This is a genomic window from Hamadaea flava, from assembly GCF_024172085.1.
GTDB lineage: Bacteria > Actinomycetota > Actinomycetes > Mycobacteriales > Micromonosporaceae > Hamadaea > Hamadaea flava.
On sequence record NZ_JAMZDZ010000001.1, the window covers coordinates 2,634,050 to 2,649,237 of the forward strand.

Consider the following 15,188-nt stretch of genomic DNA (forward strand, 5'->3'; position numbering starts at 1 on the left):
AGTTACCTACACGCATCCATCTGGTCAAGAAGCTAATCTTCATCGCTTGAGGAGAATGTGGGCGCCATGCCGGCCTACCGGGGCGGGCGGGCCGACCCGGTGAGGTAGAGCGCCCATGGATCGGTGGCGTGCAGCGGCACGACAGTGATCATCACTGCCGCACCCACCTTGGGTGCGCTCCCCTCCGGCGTCAGGCGGCTGCCCGGGCCGAGGTCGAAGGAACAGCCGATCTCGGCGTACGTCCAGCTTCGGCAGGTGGTGAGGAAGTGGCCGTCGCCACCATGCCGAATACGTCGTGACCATGATGCGGCGCACGTATGCCTCGGGATCGGCGATCCGCCCCCAAACCGGCCATGCACGAGCCAGCGCGGTCTGCACGAGATCCTCCGCCTGCCCCCGATCACGTGTGAGCAAGTACGCCAAGTGAAGCAGCCGCGACGAGCGAGCCGCGACGAAGTCCGCGAACGGGACCTCATGAAGCACTGACACCGCAAGCCCTTTCCAGCTACGGGATGCCGACGCTAACAAGGAGCGGCGAGTACGCCCCGGCTGCGTACCGGCTTAGTCATCCGTTCGGTTCGGACCGGCCAGCCGAACGGCTTACCTGTGCGGCACGGCTGCGCGGCCGTCCGGATCCGACCAGTCCTGGGACTCCTGCAGCCAGGCGGCGTCACCGTTGTCCACAATGGGCAGGTTAAGGAGCGGTGGTGCTGATCAGTGCAGTCCAGGCGTCTGCGGCGGTGCCGGTGGCCGGGGCGACGACGGCCGTAGGCCCTCCGGCGGGACGGGCCGGCTGGCGGGCGCCTGCGTACCTGACGGCCCGACCCGGTTCGGCCCGGCTGGGATCAACCAGTCGGCGGAGAGGTATGTCCGTAGCCGTGGCGTGGAGACGAGCCACACTTCGCCAGCGAGCAAAGCTACTGGGAACACCGCGATGCAGAGCGCGACAGGCGCATGGGTGTCGGCATCCGAGGCGGCGATGATCGCCTCGATCACCGCCGTGCAGATGAACGCGAGCCGGAGCCAGGTGACCGACAGCAGGAAGGCTCGGCCCCAGCGTCTGGTGGCCGGCAGCGACGCGGCGGCGGCCAGCGCCGACAGGTCCGCCAGCAGAAACGGGACGCCGGTGATGGCGAGCGTCACGAGGAAGTCGGCCCCGGACAACCCCGAATTGCCGTGGGTGATCGCCTGGTAGACCACGACCGAGAAGAAGCCACTGACACACAACAGGAACACTTCCAGCGCGATGACCACCCAGATCTGCGGTGGCACCCCGGGCTCCGGCTGCGGCACGGCTGACGGCTGCTGCCCATGCATGACCTCGATGCGACTCTTCGGCCCTGGCGACGGCATCCGCGCGAGGATCGAGATCCACCATCCGGCGTAGACCAGGAGCATCGCGTACTCGGCCGTCGCCAGCAGGATGAACGAGCTGACGAGCATCGAGTAGACCACCGAGATGACGACAATCGGCCGTGCCTTGGGCGACCTGGCCAGCAACACGCCGGCCGACAACGCCAGCGGCAGCAGTTGCGTCACCACCAGACAGCTCGCCAGCCACGGGTCGTCGTCGTCATGAAAGCCCGAACCGGCCGCGGCCACCACGACCAACGCCAGCGAGATGGCCAGTTGAACGACTGCGAACACATGCGCATCGGGCAACCGCGGAGCAGCGGAACGGTCAGGCATGACCCGCAGAGTGCCAGTGCCGTACCGCGTCTAGCATCATCCAGCCCCCGTTCCGGACAACTGCCGGACAACTCTCGTGCGAGATTTGGCCCGCCGGAAGGACTTCCGCCCACCGACGGGCAGGTGGACCGGTTCAGCAGCAGGGTGCCTTCTGCGCCAGCGTCAGCAATGCGGTGGATGCCGCGGAGGCCGTCACCGGCTCTGCCGAAGCGATCGGAGCCGGCTCGAAGAACGGCTGGTTCGGGTGTGCGGCGGGCACGCGCCCCTTGGGCTCCTCCCATTCCTCCTGCCGCCCGAGCGCGGTGAGATCGAGGAGCGTGCAGGTTCCCGGTTCGGTGCCGCGCCCGAACGTCGAGTACGTGTGGAAGACCTGGTCGCCGTCGCGCAGGAAGCAGCTGACGCCGGCCATCTCACGCGGCTCGTCGACGATCCAGCCCAGCCCCGCCGTGCGCAGTTCGCTCTCGCCGGTCGGCGTTGAGCGCGTCACGCTGCCGCGTCACTTCTTTCTCGCGGGCCAGCAGGTCGACGCGAGCGGCCAGCCACTCGTCCCGGCTCACGATCTCAGGCAAGCTCATCGGTTCCTCCAGGACGTGATCCACCGGCGGCTTTCGCCGGCCTCACTCTCACGACGATCGAGTACGCCCAGACCGGACAGGCCGCCGGAAGATTTTGTCGCAGTAACCGAGCGCTATACGCACACCCAGCAGTAGAGCCGATTGCCGGCGGCGGTGGCGTTGCGTGCCAGCAAGGCCAGCTGCCGCAGGAAGTGCGCCAGAATCTCCGGCTCGCCATTACCCCAGAATTCGTCGGTCTGCGACCACGGAACGGCAACCGCGTCGAGTTGCTGCTCGGTGGCCGCCGACAGGACGGCTTGCAGCTCATCGGTCAGGGTCAGCACGAGCCGCTCGCCCTCGTCCCGGACGGCCACCGCTTTGCCTGACCTTGCCCGCGAGAAGATCGCATCGGTGCTGGTTCCGGTGAGGAGCTGCTCGAGCGTCGCCATCTGCACGACCGGATCGATGCCTTTGACGCAGAGGACGTCAAACCCGTGCTCGGACAGCCGGACCTTGGGCATCATGAGCCGCCGCATCGCCGCACGATCGTTGGCCCGGAGGGCGGCTTGCAGCTCAGCAGAGGATGGCTCGGCGCCTCCCGGGCCGCCCAGCAGGTCGATCGTCGCCGCGGCCGCGTCGTCCGTCGGCGCGGCGAAAAAGTCGTAGAGCACTCCCATGGCCGGGATCATGCAATACGGGCCTGACAGTTCGAGTCAGCGCTTCTCATACATCTGCGCGGGGTACCAGGTCTCGGTCTGCAGGGGCACGTCGTCGGTCAGGCGGTTGGAGACGAGCCGGCGCCCGCGTACGCGTGGAGCTGGAGGTGGAGGGTCCCGGCGATCGCATCGCCCTACCCGCGCATCCGGGCGCGCAGCTCCACTGGCACGACCGTGCCACCGGCAATTGGGGCGGCGGACTCCTCGACGCGGTCCGCGGCTCCCACCTCGACTCGCAGACGCACGTGTGGGTCGCCTGCGAAGGAGCTGCCGTCCGCCGCATCCGCCGGTACCTGCTCGACGAACGCGGTCTCCCCCCGGCGCAGGTCACCACTCGTGGTTATTGGCAAGCAGGGCAAGCCAACCATCCCGACCACGACTTCGGCGAAGACTGACGTACGCGTACGGCACGTCAGCCGGCGGTCAGGATGTGCATGCCGTCTGTGGCGAGCTGCTCGACGACCGGGTGGTCGGCAGCCGCGTCGGTGATCAGCCCGCTGACGTCCGCCCACGGCAGGACGAGGTATCGGGAGGCGGTGCCGATCTTCTCGGAGGACGCGAGGATGTAGGTGTCCGCGGCCCGAGCGGACAGCGCCCGTTTCATCGCGGCTTCCTCGGCGTCGCCGGTGGTCAGCCCCGCCTCAGGATGGACGCCGGTGACGCCGATCAGGCAGAGGTCGGCCGAGATCTTCTGGGCCGCCTCGATCGCCGCGGCCCCGCAGGCGACGGCGGAGTGCTTGAAGAGCCGCCCGCCCAACAGGAAGACCTCCGCGGTCGGATGGTCGAGCAGCGCCACCGCGACGGTCGGGCTGTGCGTGATCACGGTGCAGTCCAGATCCGGCGGCAAGGCGCGAGCGACCGCTAGCGCGGTGGTGCCGCCGTCCAGGATCACGGCGCTGCCCGGCCGGACGAGCGCGGCGGCAGTCGCGGCGACCGCCCGCTTGCCCTCGGGAGTGACAGCCTGCCGGGCGGCGTAATCCGCGAGGGCCGGCGACACCGGCAACGCTCCGCCGTACACCCGCTGGCACAGTCCCTCGGCGGCGAGATCACGCAGATCGCGGCGCACGCTGTCCTCCGAGATGCCCAGATCCACCGCGACGCTCCGAGCCACGATCTTGCCGTCGCGGGCGAGCAGTTTCAGCAGGTGATCCCGCCGTTCAGCGGCTAGCATGCACACTCCCTCGCACTCTTGCACGTTTCTGCACGTTCGAGTGTACCGTGGCTGCCATGATCGCCTATCAGCACGTGGACGAGATCCCGCACCGCACCCCGCAGGAGACCGCATGACCAGCCCGGCTCGCCCCGGCATCGACACGCCCGACCATCGCGGCCGCACCGACCTCGACCGCGCCGGGCGTGACCTGAAGCGCAACCCCCACGTCGTCGTCCGCGACGTGGAACTCACCTCCCACGGCTGGCACGTGCTACGCCGCACCACCTTCGACTACCGCCGCCGCGACGGGCGCTGGGAGACCCAGCAACGCGAGACGTACGACCGTGGCGACGGCGCGGTGGTCCTGCCGTACGACACGCGACGCGGCTACGTCCTGCTCACCCGTCAGTTCCGCTATCCCGCGTACGTCAACGACCACCCCGACGGCATGCTCATCGAGGCCGCCGCCGGCCTCCTCGACCACGATGCTCCTGAAGCCGCCATCCGACGCGAGGCAGCCGAGGAACTAGGCGTACGCCTCGGCGAGCTCACGCACATCCTGGACGCCTACATGAGCCCAGGCTCGGTCACCGAACGCCTGCACTTCTACGCCGCCCCCTACACCGAGGCCGACCGCACCGGAAACGGCGGCGGGCTCGAAGCCGAAGGCGAGGACATCGAAGTTCTCGAACTCCCCTTCGCCGACGCGCTGGCGATGATCCACGATGGACGCATCACCGACGGCAAGACGATCCTGCTCCTGCATTGGGCCGCCCTCACCGGCCCCTTCGCTAACTCGATTGCGACGTAGGTGGGGCGGCGTCACGATGATCAGCGCCCGCGTCGATAGGGAGCCGCCGTGACCGCCTTCAACGTCCGAACCGCGAACCTTCCGGCCATCAACTCGATGAGAAGGCGATCGCCAAGGCCCGCTTCCAGGACTACGAACGGACCCTCAAGCGCAGGGGCCGCTGACCGCGGGATCACGCCGAGACCGCCGGATGTTCTCAGCGGGGCGATGAGTTTCCGGGTGCCGGTTCGTCTTAAGTGATGACCCGGAAGGAGCAACAGATGCGGATCAAGGTCAACGGTGTCGAGTTGTGCGTGCAGACGCTGGGGAATCCGGCGGATCCACCGGTGCTGCTGGTGGGTGTCACCACGTCCAGCTGGCCGGACGAGCTGGTCGCGGCGCTGACCGGGCGGTACATAGTGCGGTACGACCTGCGCGACGCCGGTGAGTCGACGTTCGTCGACCCGGACGCGCCCGCCTACGATCTGCGCGACCTGGTGACCGACACATCCGAGCTGCTGCTCGCGCTCGACTTGGGGCGTACGCACGTGGTCGGCATGGGGGTCGGTGGGTTCATCGCGCAACTGCTCGCGCTCGACCACCCTGATCAAGTCGCGTCGCTGACGCTGGTCTCCACCCGTCCGGTCGCACCTGGCCCGGTCGATGCCGACCTGCCCGATCACGCACCGGAGTTGTTGGGGCAGCTGTTCGGGCGTCCCCAGCCGGACTGGACGGATCGCGGCAGCGTGGTCGACTACATGACCGACTCCGCGCGGCTGATGTCCGGCACGCGGGGATTCAACGAGCAGGATGCGCGGGCGGCTGCCGGGTCCGTCTTCGACCGGGCGGGACGCACGGCGGAGGCGCAGCGTGCGAGCCATCTCGGCACCATGTTCGCGGCCATCGACTGCCGGCCGAGATGGCGCGAACGGCTCGGCGAGATCACCGCGCCGACCCTGGTGATCCACGGCGAGGAGGACCTGTTCTTCCCGCACGGGAACGGGGTCGCGCTGGCGGCGGAGATCCCCGGCGCCACGCTGCTCACCTTGCCCGGCGTCGGCCAGGGCCTGCCGCGCGTGACCTGGCCGGTTGTCGTGGACGCCCTACTGCGCCACACCTCCTGACCGATCGCTGCCGACCTCCAGGTGATGCCCGGCCGAACGATCATCACGATAGAGTCTGCCGATGCCTTTCGCTTCACGGTCGGTACGCCTGCTGATGGTCGCGTCGGCCGCTGTCTTCGCCGCGGCGGCGTTCGGCATCCGCGCCGTCACCGATGGCCAGATCGGGCAGTATTCGGGTGCGGCTCTGTCCGGTTCGATCGTCTACACCATCGTGGTGTTCGTCCGGCCGCCGATCTCGCCGCTGGTGGCTGGCGGGATCGCGACGGCGTACTGCTGGTTTGTGGAGTTCTCGCAGCTCACTGGGATTCCGGCGGCTTTGTCGGAGCGCAGTGTGATCGCTCAGCTCCTGCTCGGTACGCAGTTCGACATCGTCGATGTCGCCTGGTATCCCGTCGGCGTCGTTCCGTTGGTGGCTCTGCACTGGTTCTTGCGTACGCGGAGTTCATGACCATGCGGCGGCGGCTTGGCTGACCTTCGCCCAGTACGCCTCCCGAACCCCGACGTCGATCGGCTGCTCGTATTCGGCGGTCGTCCCGGTGCGCCCGTCCAGCTGTTCGCGCAGGATGTCGGCGTGCCCGGCGTGCCGGGTGGTGTCGGTGAGGCTGTGGAGCATGATGGTGAACAGCTTCACGTCGGGACTCGGCCACCACGGCACGTGACCCGGTGCGTCGATGGGCAGGGCGTCGATCGTCGTGTCGACGTGTTCGCAGACGGCTTGGTGGAGCGTCAGAATGTCGGCCCGCGTCTCGTCGGTGGCGGCCCAATGCTCGTTCTCCCAGGCGCCGGCTTCGTTCCAGCGTGGCACCGGACCGGGGAACGGTCGGCCGAAGACTTCCCCGAAGTACCGCGCGTCCGAGTACGCCCGATGCTTGACCAGCCCGAGGAGGTTGGTCCCGGTGGCGGTCAGGGGACGGCGGGCGTCGTACTCGGAGAGCCCGTCGAGCTTCCACACCAGCACTTCGCGCACGGTGCGCAGCTGATGGTGGAGGTACGCCTTGGCGAAGTCGTCGATCATGGCCGCCAAGTCTGCCACCAATGGGTGCGGCCAACTGTCCCACCAGACCGGGAGGCTCCGGAAGTTTCGGTTGCCCATTCTCCGTGCTGACGTGCCCGAAGTGCGGTCGCAGTCCCCAGGAAGGCCGGGTCGAACTCCGAAAACTTGCGGAAACAAAGATGGCGATGTTTCAATGAGGCTCCCATTCCGTCCAATGCCGTGGCCACCGGTCTCCACCCGGTGGCCGCCACGCAAGGAGAGGCCATGGTTTCCACACCTCGCCCGGCCCGCAGAATCCTCGCCATCGCCGCCGCGGTCGCGGCAGCCGCCGCCGGCGCCGTAGCCGCCGTCACGCTCGTCGCCACCCCGTCCCAGGCGGCTACGTGCAACGGGTATGTCGGGCTGACGTTCGACGACGGCCCGACCGCCGGCAACACCCAGAACCTGCTCAACGCGCTCACGTCGAACGGCCTGCGGGCCACGTTCTTCGACGAGGGCAAGAACGTGCAGGCCAATCCGTCGCTGGTACAGGCGACCAAGAACGCCGGCATGTGGATCGCCAACCACAGCTGGGATCACCCGCACATGACGCAGCTCAGCACGGCCCAGATGGCCACCCAGATCGGTAACACGCAGTCGGCGATCCAGCAGATCACCGGTGCCGCGCCGAAACTGTTCCGGCCGCCGTACGGCGAGACCAGCAGCGCGCTGAAGTCCGTCGAGGCGCAGTACGGCCTCACCGAGATCATTTGGGATGTCGACTCGCAGGACTGGAACAACGCGAGCGTCGCGTCGATCGTGGCGGCCAACGCCCGGCTGACCAACGGGCAGATCATCCTCATGCACGACTGGCCGGCCAACACGGTCGCGGCCATTCCGCAGATCGCGGCCGGCTTGGCCAGCCGCAACCTGTGCGCCGGCATGATCTCGCCGACGACCGGCCGGGCAGTCGCCCCGGACGGCACCCAGCCGCCCGCCTCGCAGTCGCCTTCGGCGCAGCCGTCGACCCCGCCGCCCACGGGCGGTGGATGCCGGGTGACGTCGCAGATCAGCGCCTGGAACACCGGCCTGACCAACAACCTCACCATCACCAATACGAGCGGCTCGGCGGTCACCAACTGGCGACTGACCTTCACCCTCCCCGGTGGACAGACCATCACCTCGGGCTGGAACGCCACCTACAGCCCGGCGAGCGGCGCGGTGACCGCGACCAACGCGGGCTACAACTCGATCATCGCCGCCGGCGGGTCGGTGGGTATCGGCTATCAGGCCAACCACACCGGCAACACCGGAGCGCCTACCGGCTTCGCGCTCAACGGCGTCGCCTGCAGCTGACCCGAAAACTCAGCTGGTACGCCGGACCGAGGAGGTCGCGGCGTACCAGCTGAGGGGGGTGATCGGCGTAAGCCTGTTCAGACGGTCGCCACGGTCTGGCGTACCCAGCGCATCCGGGCGGCGGCCGCTTCCGGGTGGTCGCCGAATTCCTGGGCCACCCGCCCGGCGCAGTCCTGCGGGCCGAGCAGTTCCAGCGCTCCGGTGATCGCCGCGGAGACCTGCTCCGAGTCGGGGCGGTCGGAAGCTTGCACGTGCGAGGCGAACAGCGCCTCACACATGGTGTCCAGGTTCAGGTCGACCATCGCTTCATCCCTCCGTGTGCTCGTCACCTGTTCCATGGTCGCGTCGATCACACCCCGTGGAACATCGCCTATCCGGCCTATAACACGAATCCGGCATTACCGGGATGTAAACCATCGCGAGGTCGGCAACCTCGCAAATCCGATGACACTGCGTTACGGCTCGCTGCCGTGAGTCACGACACAGCCTTTCCCGAAAGCACGCGGCAGTCCACCCACCGAGACACTAAGACATCGACGTTCATCGTCAAGTAGGGTCCACTGTGGTGCCCGACGACGCTGTCCCACCTGCCATCGAAGCCGCCGCAGCCGAATAGCGCGGCGACCGGCCGAAAGGATCAAGCCCATGCGGGTCACCCGATCATCGCGTGCCCTCGGCGCGCTCGCCGCCGCCGTCCTCACCGCGACCGTCCTGGCCGGCACGGTCGTCGCGACCGCGCCCGAGGCGAGCGCCGCGACGGCGTGCCAGGTCACGTACCGCGTCAACGAATGGCCGGGCGGCTTCGTCGGCTACATCGACATCACCGCCGGCAGCACCGCCCTCCACGGCTGGACGGTGACCTGGGCGTACGGCGGCGATCAGAAGATCACCTCGTCGTGGGGAGCGACCGTCACCCAGTCCGGGACAGCGGTGAGCGCCACCAATCTCGCGTACAACGGCGACCTCAACCCCGGCGCCACGGTCGAGTTCGGCGTCCAGGGCACCTGGGCCACCGCCGATCCCACGCCCACGCCGCTCCTGCTCAACGGCACTCTCTGCGGCACGGAACCCTCAGTCAGCCCGTCGGCCTCAGCGTCCGTGTCACCGTCACCCTCCGTCTCCGCCTCGACCTCGCCCTCCGTCTCGCCGTCCGGGTCACCATCAGGATCGCCCGGCTCAAGCGGCTGCGGAACACTCACGCTGTGCGAGGGCTTCGAGACGCAATCCACTGGTACGCCCAGCGGAGCATGGGCGTTGAGTTACCCGGATTGCCAGGGAACCGGCACCGCAACGGTCGACACGACGACGGCGTACCGCGGGGGCAAGTCGCTGAAGATCAGCGGAACCGAAGGCTACTGCAATCACGTCTTCGTCAAGTCGACGGCGACGCTGACCGGCTCGGTGTGGTACGCCCGCTTCTACGTGCGTCACACCACCGCGCTCCCGGCCGCGCACGTGACGTTCGTGGCGTTGAAGGACTCCGCCGACGGCAACCGCGATCTGCGGATGGGCGGCCAGAACGGTGCGCTGCAATGGAATCGCCAGTCCGACGACGCCACCCTGCCCGAGCAGAGCCCGGCCGGCGTCGCGTTGTCCTCGGTGCTGCCGGTGAACTCGTGGAACTGCGTCGAGTTCAAGGTCAGCGGCTCTGACGGGACGATGCAGACCTGGCTCAACGGGACCGAGGTCGCCGGGTTGCACGAGGACGGCGTACCGACGCATGACATCGATCAGCAGTGGCTCAACCGGACCGGCTGGCGGCCGAGTCTGACCGACTTCCGCCTCGGCTGGGAGAGCTACGGAACGGGCTCCGACACCTTGTGGTTCGACGAGGTGGCCCTGGGCGCGAGCCGGATCGGCTGCTGACCCCGGTCGGCCGTTCTGCGTACTTTCCGAATGGCCCTCCACATGCGAGCTTTAACGGGTGCGACAGCCGGCCACGATTCCCGAGGGCGCCCGGGCCCGCGCGGAGCTGCTGCTCATCCAGGCCTCCGCAGCACTACGCGCGGTTCAGCTCGCGGTGGGCCTGCCGGTGTTGTTGTCCGGGGGGCTGGATGACTTCCGGGTCCAGTGGTTGATCGTGGCCAGCCATCTGTCCGCGGTGTTGTGGTCGGCGGCCCTGTTCACCGCCACGCTGCGCAGCCGTCGCGTTGCGCTGCCGTGGGTGCTGGCCGACCTCATCCTCGCCGCGATGTGGCTGGTCACGGTGCCACAGCTGTGCGTCACCTCGTGCGTGAGCGGATGGCAGCTGTGGGTGGTGCCGTCAGCGATGGGCTCCATCATCCTGGCCACGATCTTCGTCCAGGCCGGCGTCGCGGCGGTGGGCGCCGCTACGGTCGTCGGGGCGTACGTGCTGGGCATCCAGGAACACCTGGCGCGGACCGCAGCCGCGCCGAACACCCTCGGCACAGTGGGCGTCAATGTGTTCTTCATGCTGGGCTTCGGCGTGCTCGGCTGGCTGTGCGCGCGCCTGTTGCGGGAATCGGCCCGCCGACTGGACGCGGCGACCGCCGAGGCGATCGAGGCGCGGGCCCGGGAGGCCACCGCCACCGCCCGCTACGACGAACGGATCCGGCAGTTCGACGCGTTGCACCACACCGTGCTCAGCACGCTGAGCAAGATCGCCCGAGGCGGCTTGGACCACCGTGCCGAGGATGTCCGAGAGCTGTGCGCCCGCGACGCGGATTTCCTGCGCGGCATGATCAGCGGCCAGGGCGACGGCGGGCCGGGTGACTTCCTCGCCTCGCTGGCCGGGGTGGTCCGCGACAAGCAGGCGCTCGGGCTGCGGGTGCACTCGCAGTTCCATGCCCTGCCGACCGAGCTACCGCCACCGGTCGCGGCCGGGCTGCTCAGCGCGGTACGCGAGGCGCTGAACAACGTCGCCCTGCACGCTGAAGCCGACGAGGCGTGGCTGACCGCGGTCGGTGAGGACGGCGGCGTACGCATCGTGGTCGTCGATCGGGGCGTCGGGTTCGACCCGGCCCTGACGCCGCCCGGCCGAGGTCTGGTCCGGGAACTGCGGCATCGGGTCATCGAGATCGGCGGCACCGTGTCGGTCTCGTCCGGCCCCGGTGACGGGGCCGTGGTGGAGGTGTCATGGAGCCCGTGATCGAGATCGCCGCCATCGACAACGACCAGATGCTCCTGGAGGGCATGGCGACCTGGATCGCGGGAGTGCCCGACATCCGGCTGGTGGCGACCGCGCCGTCGGTGGCCGACTTCTTGAGTCAGACCGTCACCGCGCGGATCGTGTTGCTGGACCTCAACCTCGAGGACTTCACCGACCCCGTCGACAACGTGGCGGCGCTGGTCCACGCGGGATTCACCGTCATCGTGATCACGGTGGTGCCCGATCTGTCGTACATCCTGGCGACGACCGAGGCCGGTGCGGTGGCGTACGTCGCCAAGACCAGCAATCTCACCAACCTGGCCGACGTCGTCCGCGCGGTGGCTCGCGGAGACTCGCCGTTGACCACGGAACATGCCTTCTGGCTGGGGCGCGACGACCGGCCGGATCGGCCCGAATTGACTCCACGTGAGCATGAAGTGCTGGTGGCGTACGGGCGCGGGATGACCGTGGACGCGGTGGCCCGGCGGCTGGGCATCGCGGCCGGCACGGTACGGACCCACCTGGAGCGAGCGAAGCAGAAGTACGCCGAGGCGGGCCGCCCCATCCGGCATCGCGGCCAGTACGGCGAACGGATCCGCGAGGACGGGCTGGGGCGCGAGCGGCTACCCGGGCCGGGCAGCAACCCACCGGCGCGCACCGAGGAGCAAGGCCCGCTCACAGCCTGATCGACTAGGCAGTTCTGCCGACTCACCTCACCGGGACCGACTGATTATCGTCCCTTTTCGAGATCTGGCCCGGCACATCCCCAGGAGGATCAGATGAGTGTGCTCGTCAAGAAGGCACGGTCGGCGGCTCTGGCGCTGGCAATGGCCGGCGTCGCCTTCATGGTCGCGCCGATTTCCCCGGCCGCCGCGTCGCCCACCAACTGCTCGATCATCGCCCACCCCATCCTGCCCGCGTATGGCCGGGCGGCCCACTGCACATCCGGCACCGGAGAGTTCCGCATCGTCATCCGTTGCAGCAACGGATACAACGGCGGCCCCGACTTCTACTACTACGGCGAGTGGGTACGCCCCGGCGACTACTCCATGACCGCTTGCCTGACCGGCGCGGCCGGCGGCTTCTACCGGTCCTCGTACATCGCCAAGCGCGGCTGATCGTTCATCGATCCAGCGCACCTTCGAGGCGGGCCGCCGGGCACGATCCCGGCGACCCGCCTCGACTGTCTTCCAGGCCGATCTCGCCGAGGATCCTCGCCGGAGAAGGCCCGGCAGCTACGCGGACCCCGGAGTGGACGCCGAACGGTAGCGTGCCGCGTATGACGACGGGGGCGAGGCCAGACGAGGTCCGACGGTGGAAGCTGATCGCATTGGCGAGTGCGTTCGTCGCGGTCGCGGCGGTGGCCGGGCTGATCGGATGGGTCGCTCGCAGTTCGACCGTCGCAGACGCCCCGCCTGTCGAGACGTTCACCGGTGGCGGTTGGACGCTCAGCGGACGGTGTGACGAGGCCGAAGGCCAGCGGCTCTCCGTCGGCACGGCGGTGACGGTCCTCAGCGCCGACGGTGCTCAGCTCGCGGTCGGCAAGATCGTGTCCGGTCCGGTGGGCGTCGACCAAGGCTGCCGTCAGGAGTTCCTGATCGACGGCATTCCCGGCAGGCGGGGCGTCTATCTGCTCGAGGTCGGCCACTGGCGGCACCCGGTCTCCGAGGCTCAGCTCCGCGGCAACCAGGCGGAGCTGAGCCTCATCTCCTAGCCGTCGCAGTGGTCGATCTGGGCCGGCAGGTCCGGTGGATCAGTCGACATCCATCGGGTCGGCTCGACCGACGCGTGCGGGTCGTCATCTTCTCCTACGAATGCGGGCTGGTACGCCTCGGTTCATGGCCGGGCGGGCGGCGTCCTCACAGCATCCGATGTAGATGGACGCGCTCGGAACGCGTTGTGCCTCCGATGCCACGGAAGTCCGCTTCTGTGGTCGAATAGCGGCCGAACGCCGGAGCCACAGTGGATCCGGCATGTCCGTCCGTTTTGGAGGATCGCAATGATGAAATGGACCCGCAGGTGGGCCTTGGGCGTAGCGGCGACGGTTCTGGTGGTGGCCGGCACGGCCGCGCCGGCGCACGCGAGCACGAACATCGGCTGGATGTACACGCAGGGCGCCAACGGCAAGGCCTACTTCGACGCGGATGTCGCCGGATGGACGGGCGCCGAGCAGATCACCGTCTGCGACATCGACACGGACGGCCACTCGGTGCGCGCGTATCTGTACAACGAGAACACCGGCCGCCTGATCGAGTGGATCGGCGACTCGCAGAACGACGGGAGTTGCGTCAGCGTGGCGTACAACATGGTCACCGACGAGGTTCTGGTCGAGCTCGCGGTGTGCGACTACGAGGCCAGCACGGGCAAGGTCTGGGACTGCGCCAGCGCACGGGGCTGGTCCTGATCGGTGACCGCGGGTGGTGCGCGGACTGCGCACCACGTTCAGGATTTCGCTGTTGATCTAGGGATGGCCGGAAAGATCAGGATCTGGCATGCTACGGCGATGAATATTGCGAAACGTATCGCCATCGTCGTGGTTGGCGCGCTTACGGCGGTCATGGCCGTTGCGGGGCCTGCCTCGGCCGTCGTTCCCCCGCCGACCGAGTGGAACGAGGCGCAGTCGTACGGGATGGACCCGGTGACGGACGGGTGCATGCTGAACACCTATGCCCAGGCGTGTTTCCGCAAGGACGGCGACATCTTGTTCGTCAAGGACATGGAGTCCGACGGCTATCCCGCCGTCATCTACTGGCAGAACCACTACAACGGCGAGTTCTACCGCCAGGGCATCTGCATCAACCGGCTGACGGCTGGACATTGGGGAACCTGCAACAAGGACTACCACGAGGGCAGCCTCATCAGCTTCCGGGCCTGTCGATACATCGACGGCGAGCTGAGCAACTGCACGGACTGGAAGGGCATCAACGCCTGACCCCAGGCTCGCTCAACCCGTCCAACGGGTGCGGACGGTGCCGCGCTGGAAACCTTTCCAGCGCGGCATCACCGTCTCTCTACGATGGGCTGTCAATCCTCGGTCGTGCGGTAGCCGTACAGGAAGGTCCGGACGCCCGCGGCGACCATCTCGGCCAGCTCCTCGCGGGTGGGCGTACGCCCCTCGCGGAACAGCGTGGTGCTTTCGAACGTGGTCAGCGCCGTGAAGTGCAACGCCATCCGTTCCAGGTCACCGGATCGCAGCACGCCCTCCTCGACCAGTACGCGAAGACGCTCGACCACCTCGGCGCGTACGCGCAACGGGCCGGCCTGTAGCCAGCCGTCGAGCATCTCGGCCGGGAAATGCCGCCGTTCGGCGTTGATCTGCTGGACGAGTGCGAAGTGGTCGGGAAAGTCCAGCCCGTGCGCGACGAGCGCGTGGCCGATCACGAAGAGCTGCTCCTCCGGCCCGGCTGCGTCCCGCAGGCCGTCGTCCAGATAGGCCGAGAACGCGTCGGCGACCCGGACGGCGCTCATCGCCAGCACGCTGGAGAACAGCGCTTCCTTGCTCGGGAAGTGCTTGTAGAGCGTACGTGTGGAGACGCCGGCTTCCCGCGCGATGGTGTCGGTGGTGGTGCGGGCGTACCCGTCGCGGCCGAAGACCGCGCGTGCCGCCTCGACGATCGCGTCGCGTTTGGCCGGCCGCCCACGGGTGGGCGGTTGTGACGTCTCCGACATGATCTCCCCTTCGGCGGCCGGGCCGCGCTAATTTCTGCCGTACACGCTTTACTTT

At 68.2% G+C, this 15,188-nt stretch carries 21 protein-coding genes; 12 read left to right on the forward strand and 9 right to left on the reverse strand.

The genetic code is table 11. The annotated features are described in order from the left end of the window. Positions 1-39 precede the first annotated feature (39 nt). The 5 genes from HDA40_RS42535 to HDA40_RS12305 form a co-directional block, all read right to left on the reverse strand. On the reverse strand, positions 40-489 hold the full coding sequence (locus HDA40_RS42535; RefSeq protein WP_372502856.1) for a sigma factor: 450 nt from the start codon (positions 487-489) through the stop codon (positions 40-42). Between the two features lie 225 nt (positions 490-714). Then, on the reverse strand, positions 715-1,689 hold the full coding sequence (locus HDA40_RS12295) for a hypothetical protein (RefSeq protein WP_253755118.1): 975 nt from the start codon (positions 1,687-1,689) through the stop codon (positions 715-717). Positions 1,690-1,822: 133 nt separating this feature from the next. Then, entirely contained in the window at positions 1,823-2,176 is a 354-nt protein-coding gene (locus HDA40_RS12300) for a DUF899 family protein (protein ID WP_253755120.1), read from the reverse strand. Continuing rightward, positions 2,100-2,264 (reverse strand): DUF899 family protein, encoded by a 165-nt coding sequence (locus tag HDA40_RS42540; protein ID WP_372502857.1) that lies wholly within the window; start codon positions 2,262-2,264, stop codon positions 2,100-2,102. Before HDA40_RS42540 ends, HDA40_RS12300 begins: the two co-directional genes overlap by 77 nt. Before the next feature lie 113 nt (positions 2,265-2,377). Continuing rightward, positions 2,378-2,920 (reverse strand): hypothetical protein, encoded by a 543-nt coding sequence (locus tag HDA40_RS12305; protein WP_253755122.1) that lies wholly within the window; start codon positions 2,918-2,920, stop codon positions 2,378-2,380. On the opposite strand from HDA40_RS12305, the gene HDA40_RS41460 reads away from it, so the two are divergent. Continuing rightward, on the forward strand, positions 2,827-3,354 hold the full coding sequence (locus HDA40_RS41460) for a siderophore-interacting protein (protein ID WP_275978230.1): 528 nt from the start codon (positions 2,827-2,829) through the stop codon (positions 3,352-3,354). The genes HDA40_RS12305 and HDA40_RS41460 overlap by 94 nt on opposite strands. A 17-nt stretch (positions 3,355-3,371) precedes the next feature. On the opposite strand, the gene HDA40_RS12315 is transcribed toward HDA40_RS41460, so the two are convergent. After that, on the reverse strand, positions 3,372-4,130 hold the full coding sequence (locus tag HDA40_RS12315) for a DeoR/GlpR family DNA-binding transcription regulator (protein ID WP_253755126.1): 759 nt from the start codon (positions 4,128-4,130) through the stop codon (positions 3,372-3,374). 112 nt (positions 4,131-4,242) lie between these two features. Here HDA40_RS12315 and HDA40_RS12320 point away from each other — a divergent pair, with 112 nt between their 5' ends. The 3 genes from HDA40_RS12320 to HDA40_RS12330 all read left to right on the forward strand — a co-directional run bounded on the left by HDA40_RS12320 (position 4,243) and on the right by HDA40_RS12330 (position 6,474). Beyond that, complete coding sequence (locus tag HDA40_RS12320; RefSeq protein WP_253755128.1) at positions 4,243-4,923, forward strand: NUDIX domain-containing protein; 681 nt, start codon at positions 4,243-4,245, stop codon at positions 4,921-4,923. 260 nt (positions 4,924-5,183) lie between these two features. Continuing rightward, positions 5,184-6,026 carry an alpha/beta fold hydrolase gene (locus tag HDA40_RS12325; RefSeq protein WP_253755131.1) on the forward strand — a complete coding sequence of 281 codons (843 nt, stop codon included), beginning with the start codon at positions 5,184-5,186 and terminating at the stop codon, positions 6,024-6,026. Positions 6,027-6,087: 61 nt separating this feature from the next. Then, on the forward strand, positions 6,088-6,474 hold the full coding sequence (locus HDA40_RS12330; protein WP_253755133.1) for a ribosomal maturation YjgA family protein: 387 nt from the start codon (positions 6,088-6,090) through the stop codon (positions 6,472-6,474). Here HDA40_RS12330 and HDA40_RS12335 read toward each other — a convergent pair. Further along, complete coding sequence (locus HDA40_RS12335) at positions 6,469-7,041, reverse strand: DinB family protein (RefSeq protein WP_253755136.1); 573 nt, start codon at positions 7,039-7,041, stop codon at positions 6,469-6,471. The genes HDA40_RS12330 and HDA40_RS12335 overlap by 6 nt on opposite strands. Before the next feature lie 243 nt (positions 7,042-7,284). Between HDA40_RS12335 and HDA40_RS12340 the strand changes: the two genes are divergently transcribed. Next, positions 7,285-8,355, forward strand: coding sequence for a polysaccharide deacetylase family protein (locus HDA40_RS12340; protein ID WP_253755138.1), 1,071 nt, complete (start codon positions 7,285-7,287; stop codon positions 8,353-8,355). 77 nt (positions 8,356-8,432) lie between these two features. Here HDA40_RS12340 and HDA40_RS12345 read toward each other — a convergent pair whose 3' ends face one another. After that, a complete protein-coding gene (locus HDA40_RS12345; RefSeq protein WP_253755140.1) occupies positions 8,433-8,657 on the reverse strand; it encodes a hypothetical protein in 225 nt (74 codons plus the stop codon). A gap of 343 nt (positions 8,658-9,000) precedes the next feature. On the opposite strand from HDA40_RS12345, the gene HDA40_RS12350 reads away from it, so the two are divergent. The 7 genes from HDA40_RS12350 to HDA40_RS12380 all read left to right on the forward strand — a co-directional run bounded on the left by HDA40_RS12350 (position 9,001) and on the right by HDA40_RS12380 (position 14,396). After that, positions 9,001-10,221: a cellulose-binding domain-containing protein gene (locus HDA40_RS12350; RefSeq protein WP_253755142.1), complete on the forward strand. Its 1,221-nt coding sequence runs from the start codon at positions 9,001-9,003 to the stop codon at positions 10,219-10,221. Between the two features lie 58 nt (positions 10,222-10,279). Next, on the forward strand, positions 10,280-11,464 hold the full coding sequence (locus HDA40_RS12355) for a sensor histidine kinase (RefSeq protein WP_253755144.1): 1,185 nt from the start codon (positions 10,280-10,282) through the stop codon (positions 11,462-11,464). Then, the gene (locus HDA40_RS12360) at positions 11,452-12,150 is read left to right on the forward strand and encodes a LuxR C-terminal-related transcriptional regulator (protein ID WP_253755146.1); all 699 of its coding nucleotides are present in this window, start codon (positions 11,452-11,454) and stop codon (positions 12,148-12,150) included. The genes HDA40_RS12355 and HDA40_RS12360 overlap by 13 nt, the downstream gene beginning before the upstream one ends. Positions 12,151-12,243: 93 nt before the next feature. Further along, entirely contained in the window at positions 12,244-12,582 is a 339-nt protein-coding gene (locus HDA40_RS12365) for a hypothetical protein (RefSeq protein WP_253755148.1), read from the forward strand. A gap of 161 nt (positions 12,583-12,743) precedes the next feature. Beyond that, positions 12,744-13,178, forward strand: a complete 435-nt coding sequence (locus HDA40_RS12370; RefSeq protein ID WP_253755150.1) for a hypothetical protein — start codon at positions 12,744-12,746, stop codon at positions 13,176-13,178. Between the two features lie 288 nt (positions 13,179-13,466). Next, positions 13,467-13,868: a hypothetical protein gene (locus HDA40_RS12375; RefSeq protein WP_253755151.1), complete on the forward strand. Its 402-nt coding sequence runs from the start codon at positions 13,467-13,469 to the stop codon at positions 13,866-13,868. 99 nt (positions 13,869-13,967) lie between these two features. Beyond that, positions 13,968-14,396, forward strand: coding sequence for a hypothetical protein (locus HDA40_RS12380; protein WP_253755153.1), 429 nt, complete (start codon positions 13,968-13,970; stop codon positions 14,394-14,396). A 92-nt stretch (positions 14,397-14,488) separates the two neighbouring features. Here the strand turns inward: HDA40_RS12380 and HDA40_RS12385 are convergent, their stop codons facing one another. Beyond that, entirely contained in the window at positions 14,489-15,133 is a 645-nt protein-coding gene (locus HDA40_RS12385; RefSeq protein ID WP_253755155.1) for a TetR/AcrR family transcriptional regulator, read from the reverse strand. Positions 15,134-15,188 lie beyond the last annotated feature (55 nt).

Excerpts from the sequence above, each read along its gene's own strand:
- HDA40_RS12335 (WP_253755136.1), bottom strand. The coding sequence starts at position 7,041 with ATGATCGACGACTTCGCCAAGGCGTACCTCCACCATCAGCTGCGCACC.
- HDA40_RS12365 (WP_253755148.1), top strand. The coding sequence starts at position 12,244 with ATGAGTGTGCTCGTCAAGAAGGCACGGTCGGCGGCTCTGGCGCTGGCA.
- HDA40_RS12340 (WP_253755138.1), top strand. The coding sequence starts at position 7,285 with ATGGTTTCCACACCTCGCCCGGCCCGCAGAATCCTCGCCATCGCCGCC.
- HDA40_RS12325 (WP_253755131.1), top strand. The coding sequence starts at position 5,184 with ATGCGGATCAAGGTCAACGGTGTCGAGTTGTGCGTGCAGACGCTGGGG.
- HDA40_RS12330 (WP_253755133.1), top strand. The coding sequence starts at position 6,088 with ATGCCTTTCGCTTCACGGTCGGTACGCCTGCTGATGGTCGCGTCGGCC.
- HDA40_RS12370 (WP_253755150.1), top strand. The coding sequence starts at position 12,744 with ATGACGACGGGGGCGAGGCCAGACGAGGTCCGACGGTGGAAGCTGATC.
- HDA40_RS12320 (WP_253755128.1), top strand. The coding sequence starts at position 4,243 with ATGACCAGCCCGGCTCGCCCCGGCATCGACACGCCCGACCATCGCGGC.
- HDA40_RS12375 (WP_253755151.1), top strand. The coding sequence starts at position 13,467 with ATGAAATGGACCCGCAGGTGGGCCTTGGGCGTAGCGGCGACGGTTCTG.
- HDA40_RS12380 (WP_253755153.1), top strand. The coding sequence starts at position 13,968 with ATGAATATTGCGAAACGTATCGCCATCGTCGTGGTTGGCGCGCTTACG.
- HDA40_RS12350 (WP_253755142.1), top strand. The coding sequence starts at position 9,001 with ATGCGGGTCACCCGATCATCGCGTGCCCTCGGCGCGCTCGCCGCCGCC.
- HDA40_RS42540 (WP_372502857.1), bottom strand. The coding sequence starts at position 2,264 with ATGAGCTTGCCTGAGATCGTGAGCCGGGACGAGTGGCTGGCCGCTCGC.
- HDA40_RS12295 (WP_253755118.1), bottom strand. The coding sequence starts at position 1,689 with ATGCCTGACCGTTCCGCTGCTCCGCGGTTGCCCGATGCGCATGTGTTC.
- HDA40_RS12385 (WP_253755155.1), bottom strand. The coding sequence starts at position 15,133 with ATGTCGGAGACGTCACAACCGCCCACCCGTGGGCGGCCGGCCAAACGC.
- HDA40_RS12345 (WP_253755140.1), bottom strand. The coding sequence starts at position 8,657 with ATGGTCGACCTGAACCTGGACACCATGTGTGAGGCGCTGTTCGCCTCG.
- HDA40_RS41460 (WP_275978230.1), top strand. The coding sequence starts at position 2,827 with ATGGCTCGGCGCCTCCCGGGCCGCCCAGCAGGTCGATCGTCGCCGCGG.
- HDA40_RS12305 (WP_253755122.1), bottom strand. The coding sequence starts at position 2,920 with ATGGGAGTGCTCTACGACTTTTTCGCCGCGCCGACGGACGACGCGGCC.
- HDA40_RS12360 (WP_253755146.1), top strand. The coding sequence starts at position 11,452 with ATGGAGCCCGTGATCGAGATCGCCGCCATCGACAACGACCAGATGCTC.
- HDA40_RS12315 (WP_253755126.1), bottom strand. The coding sequence starts at position 4,130 with ATGCTAGCCGCTGAACGGCGGGATCACCTGCTGAAACTGCTCGCCCGC.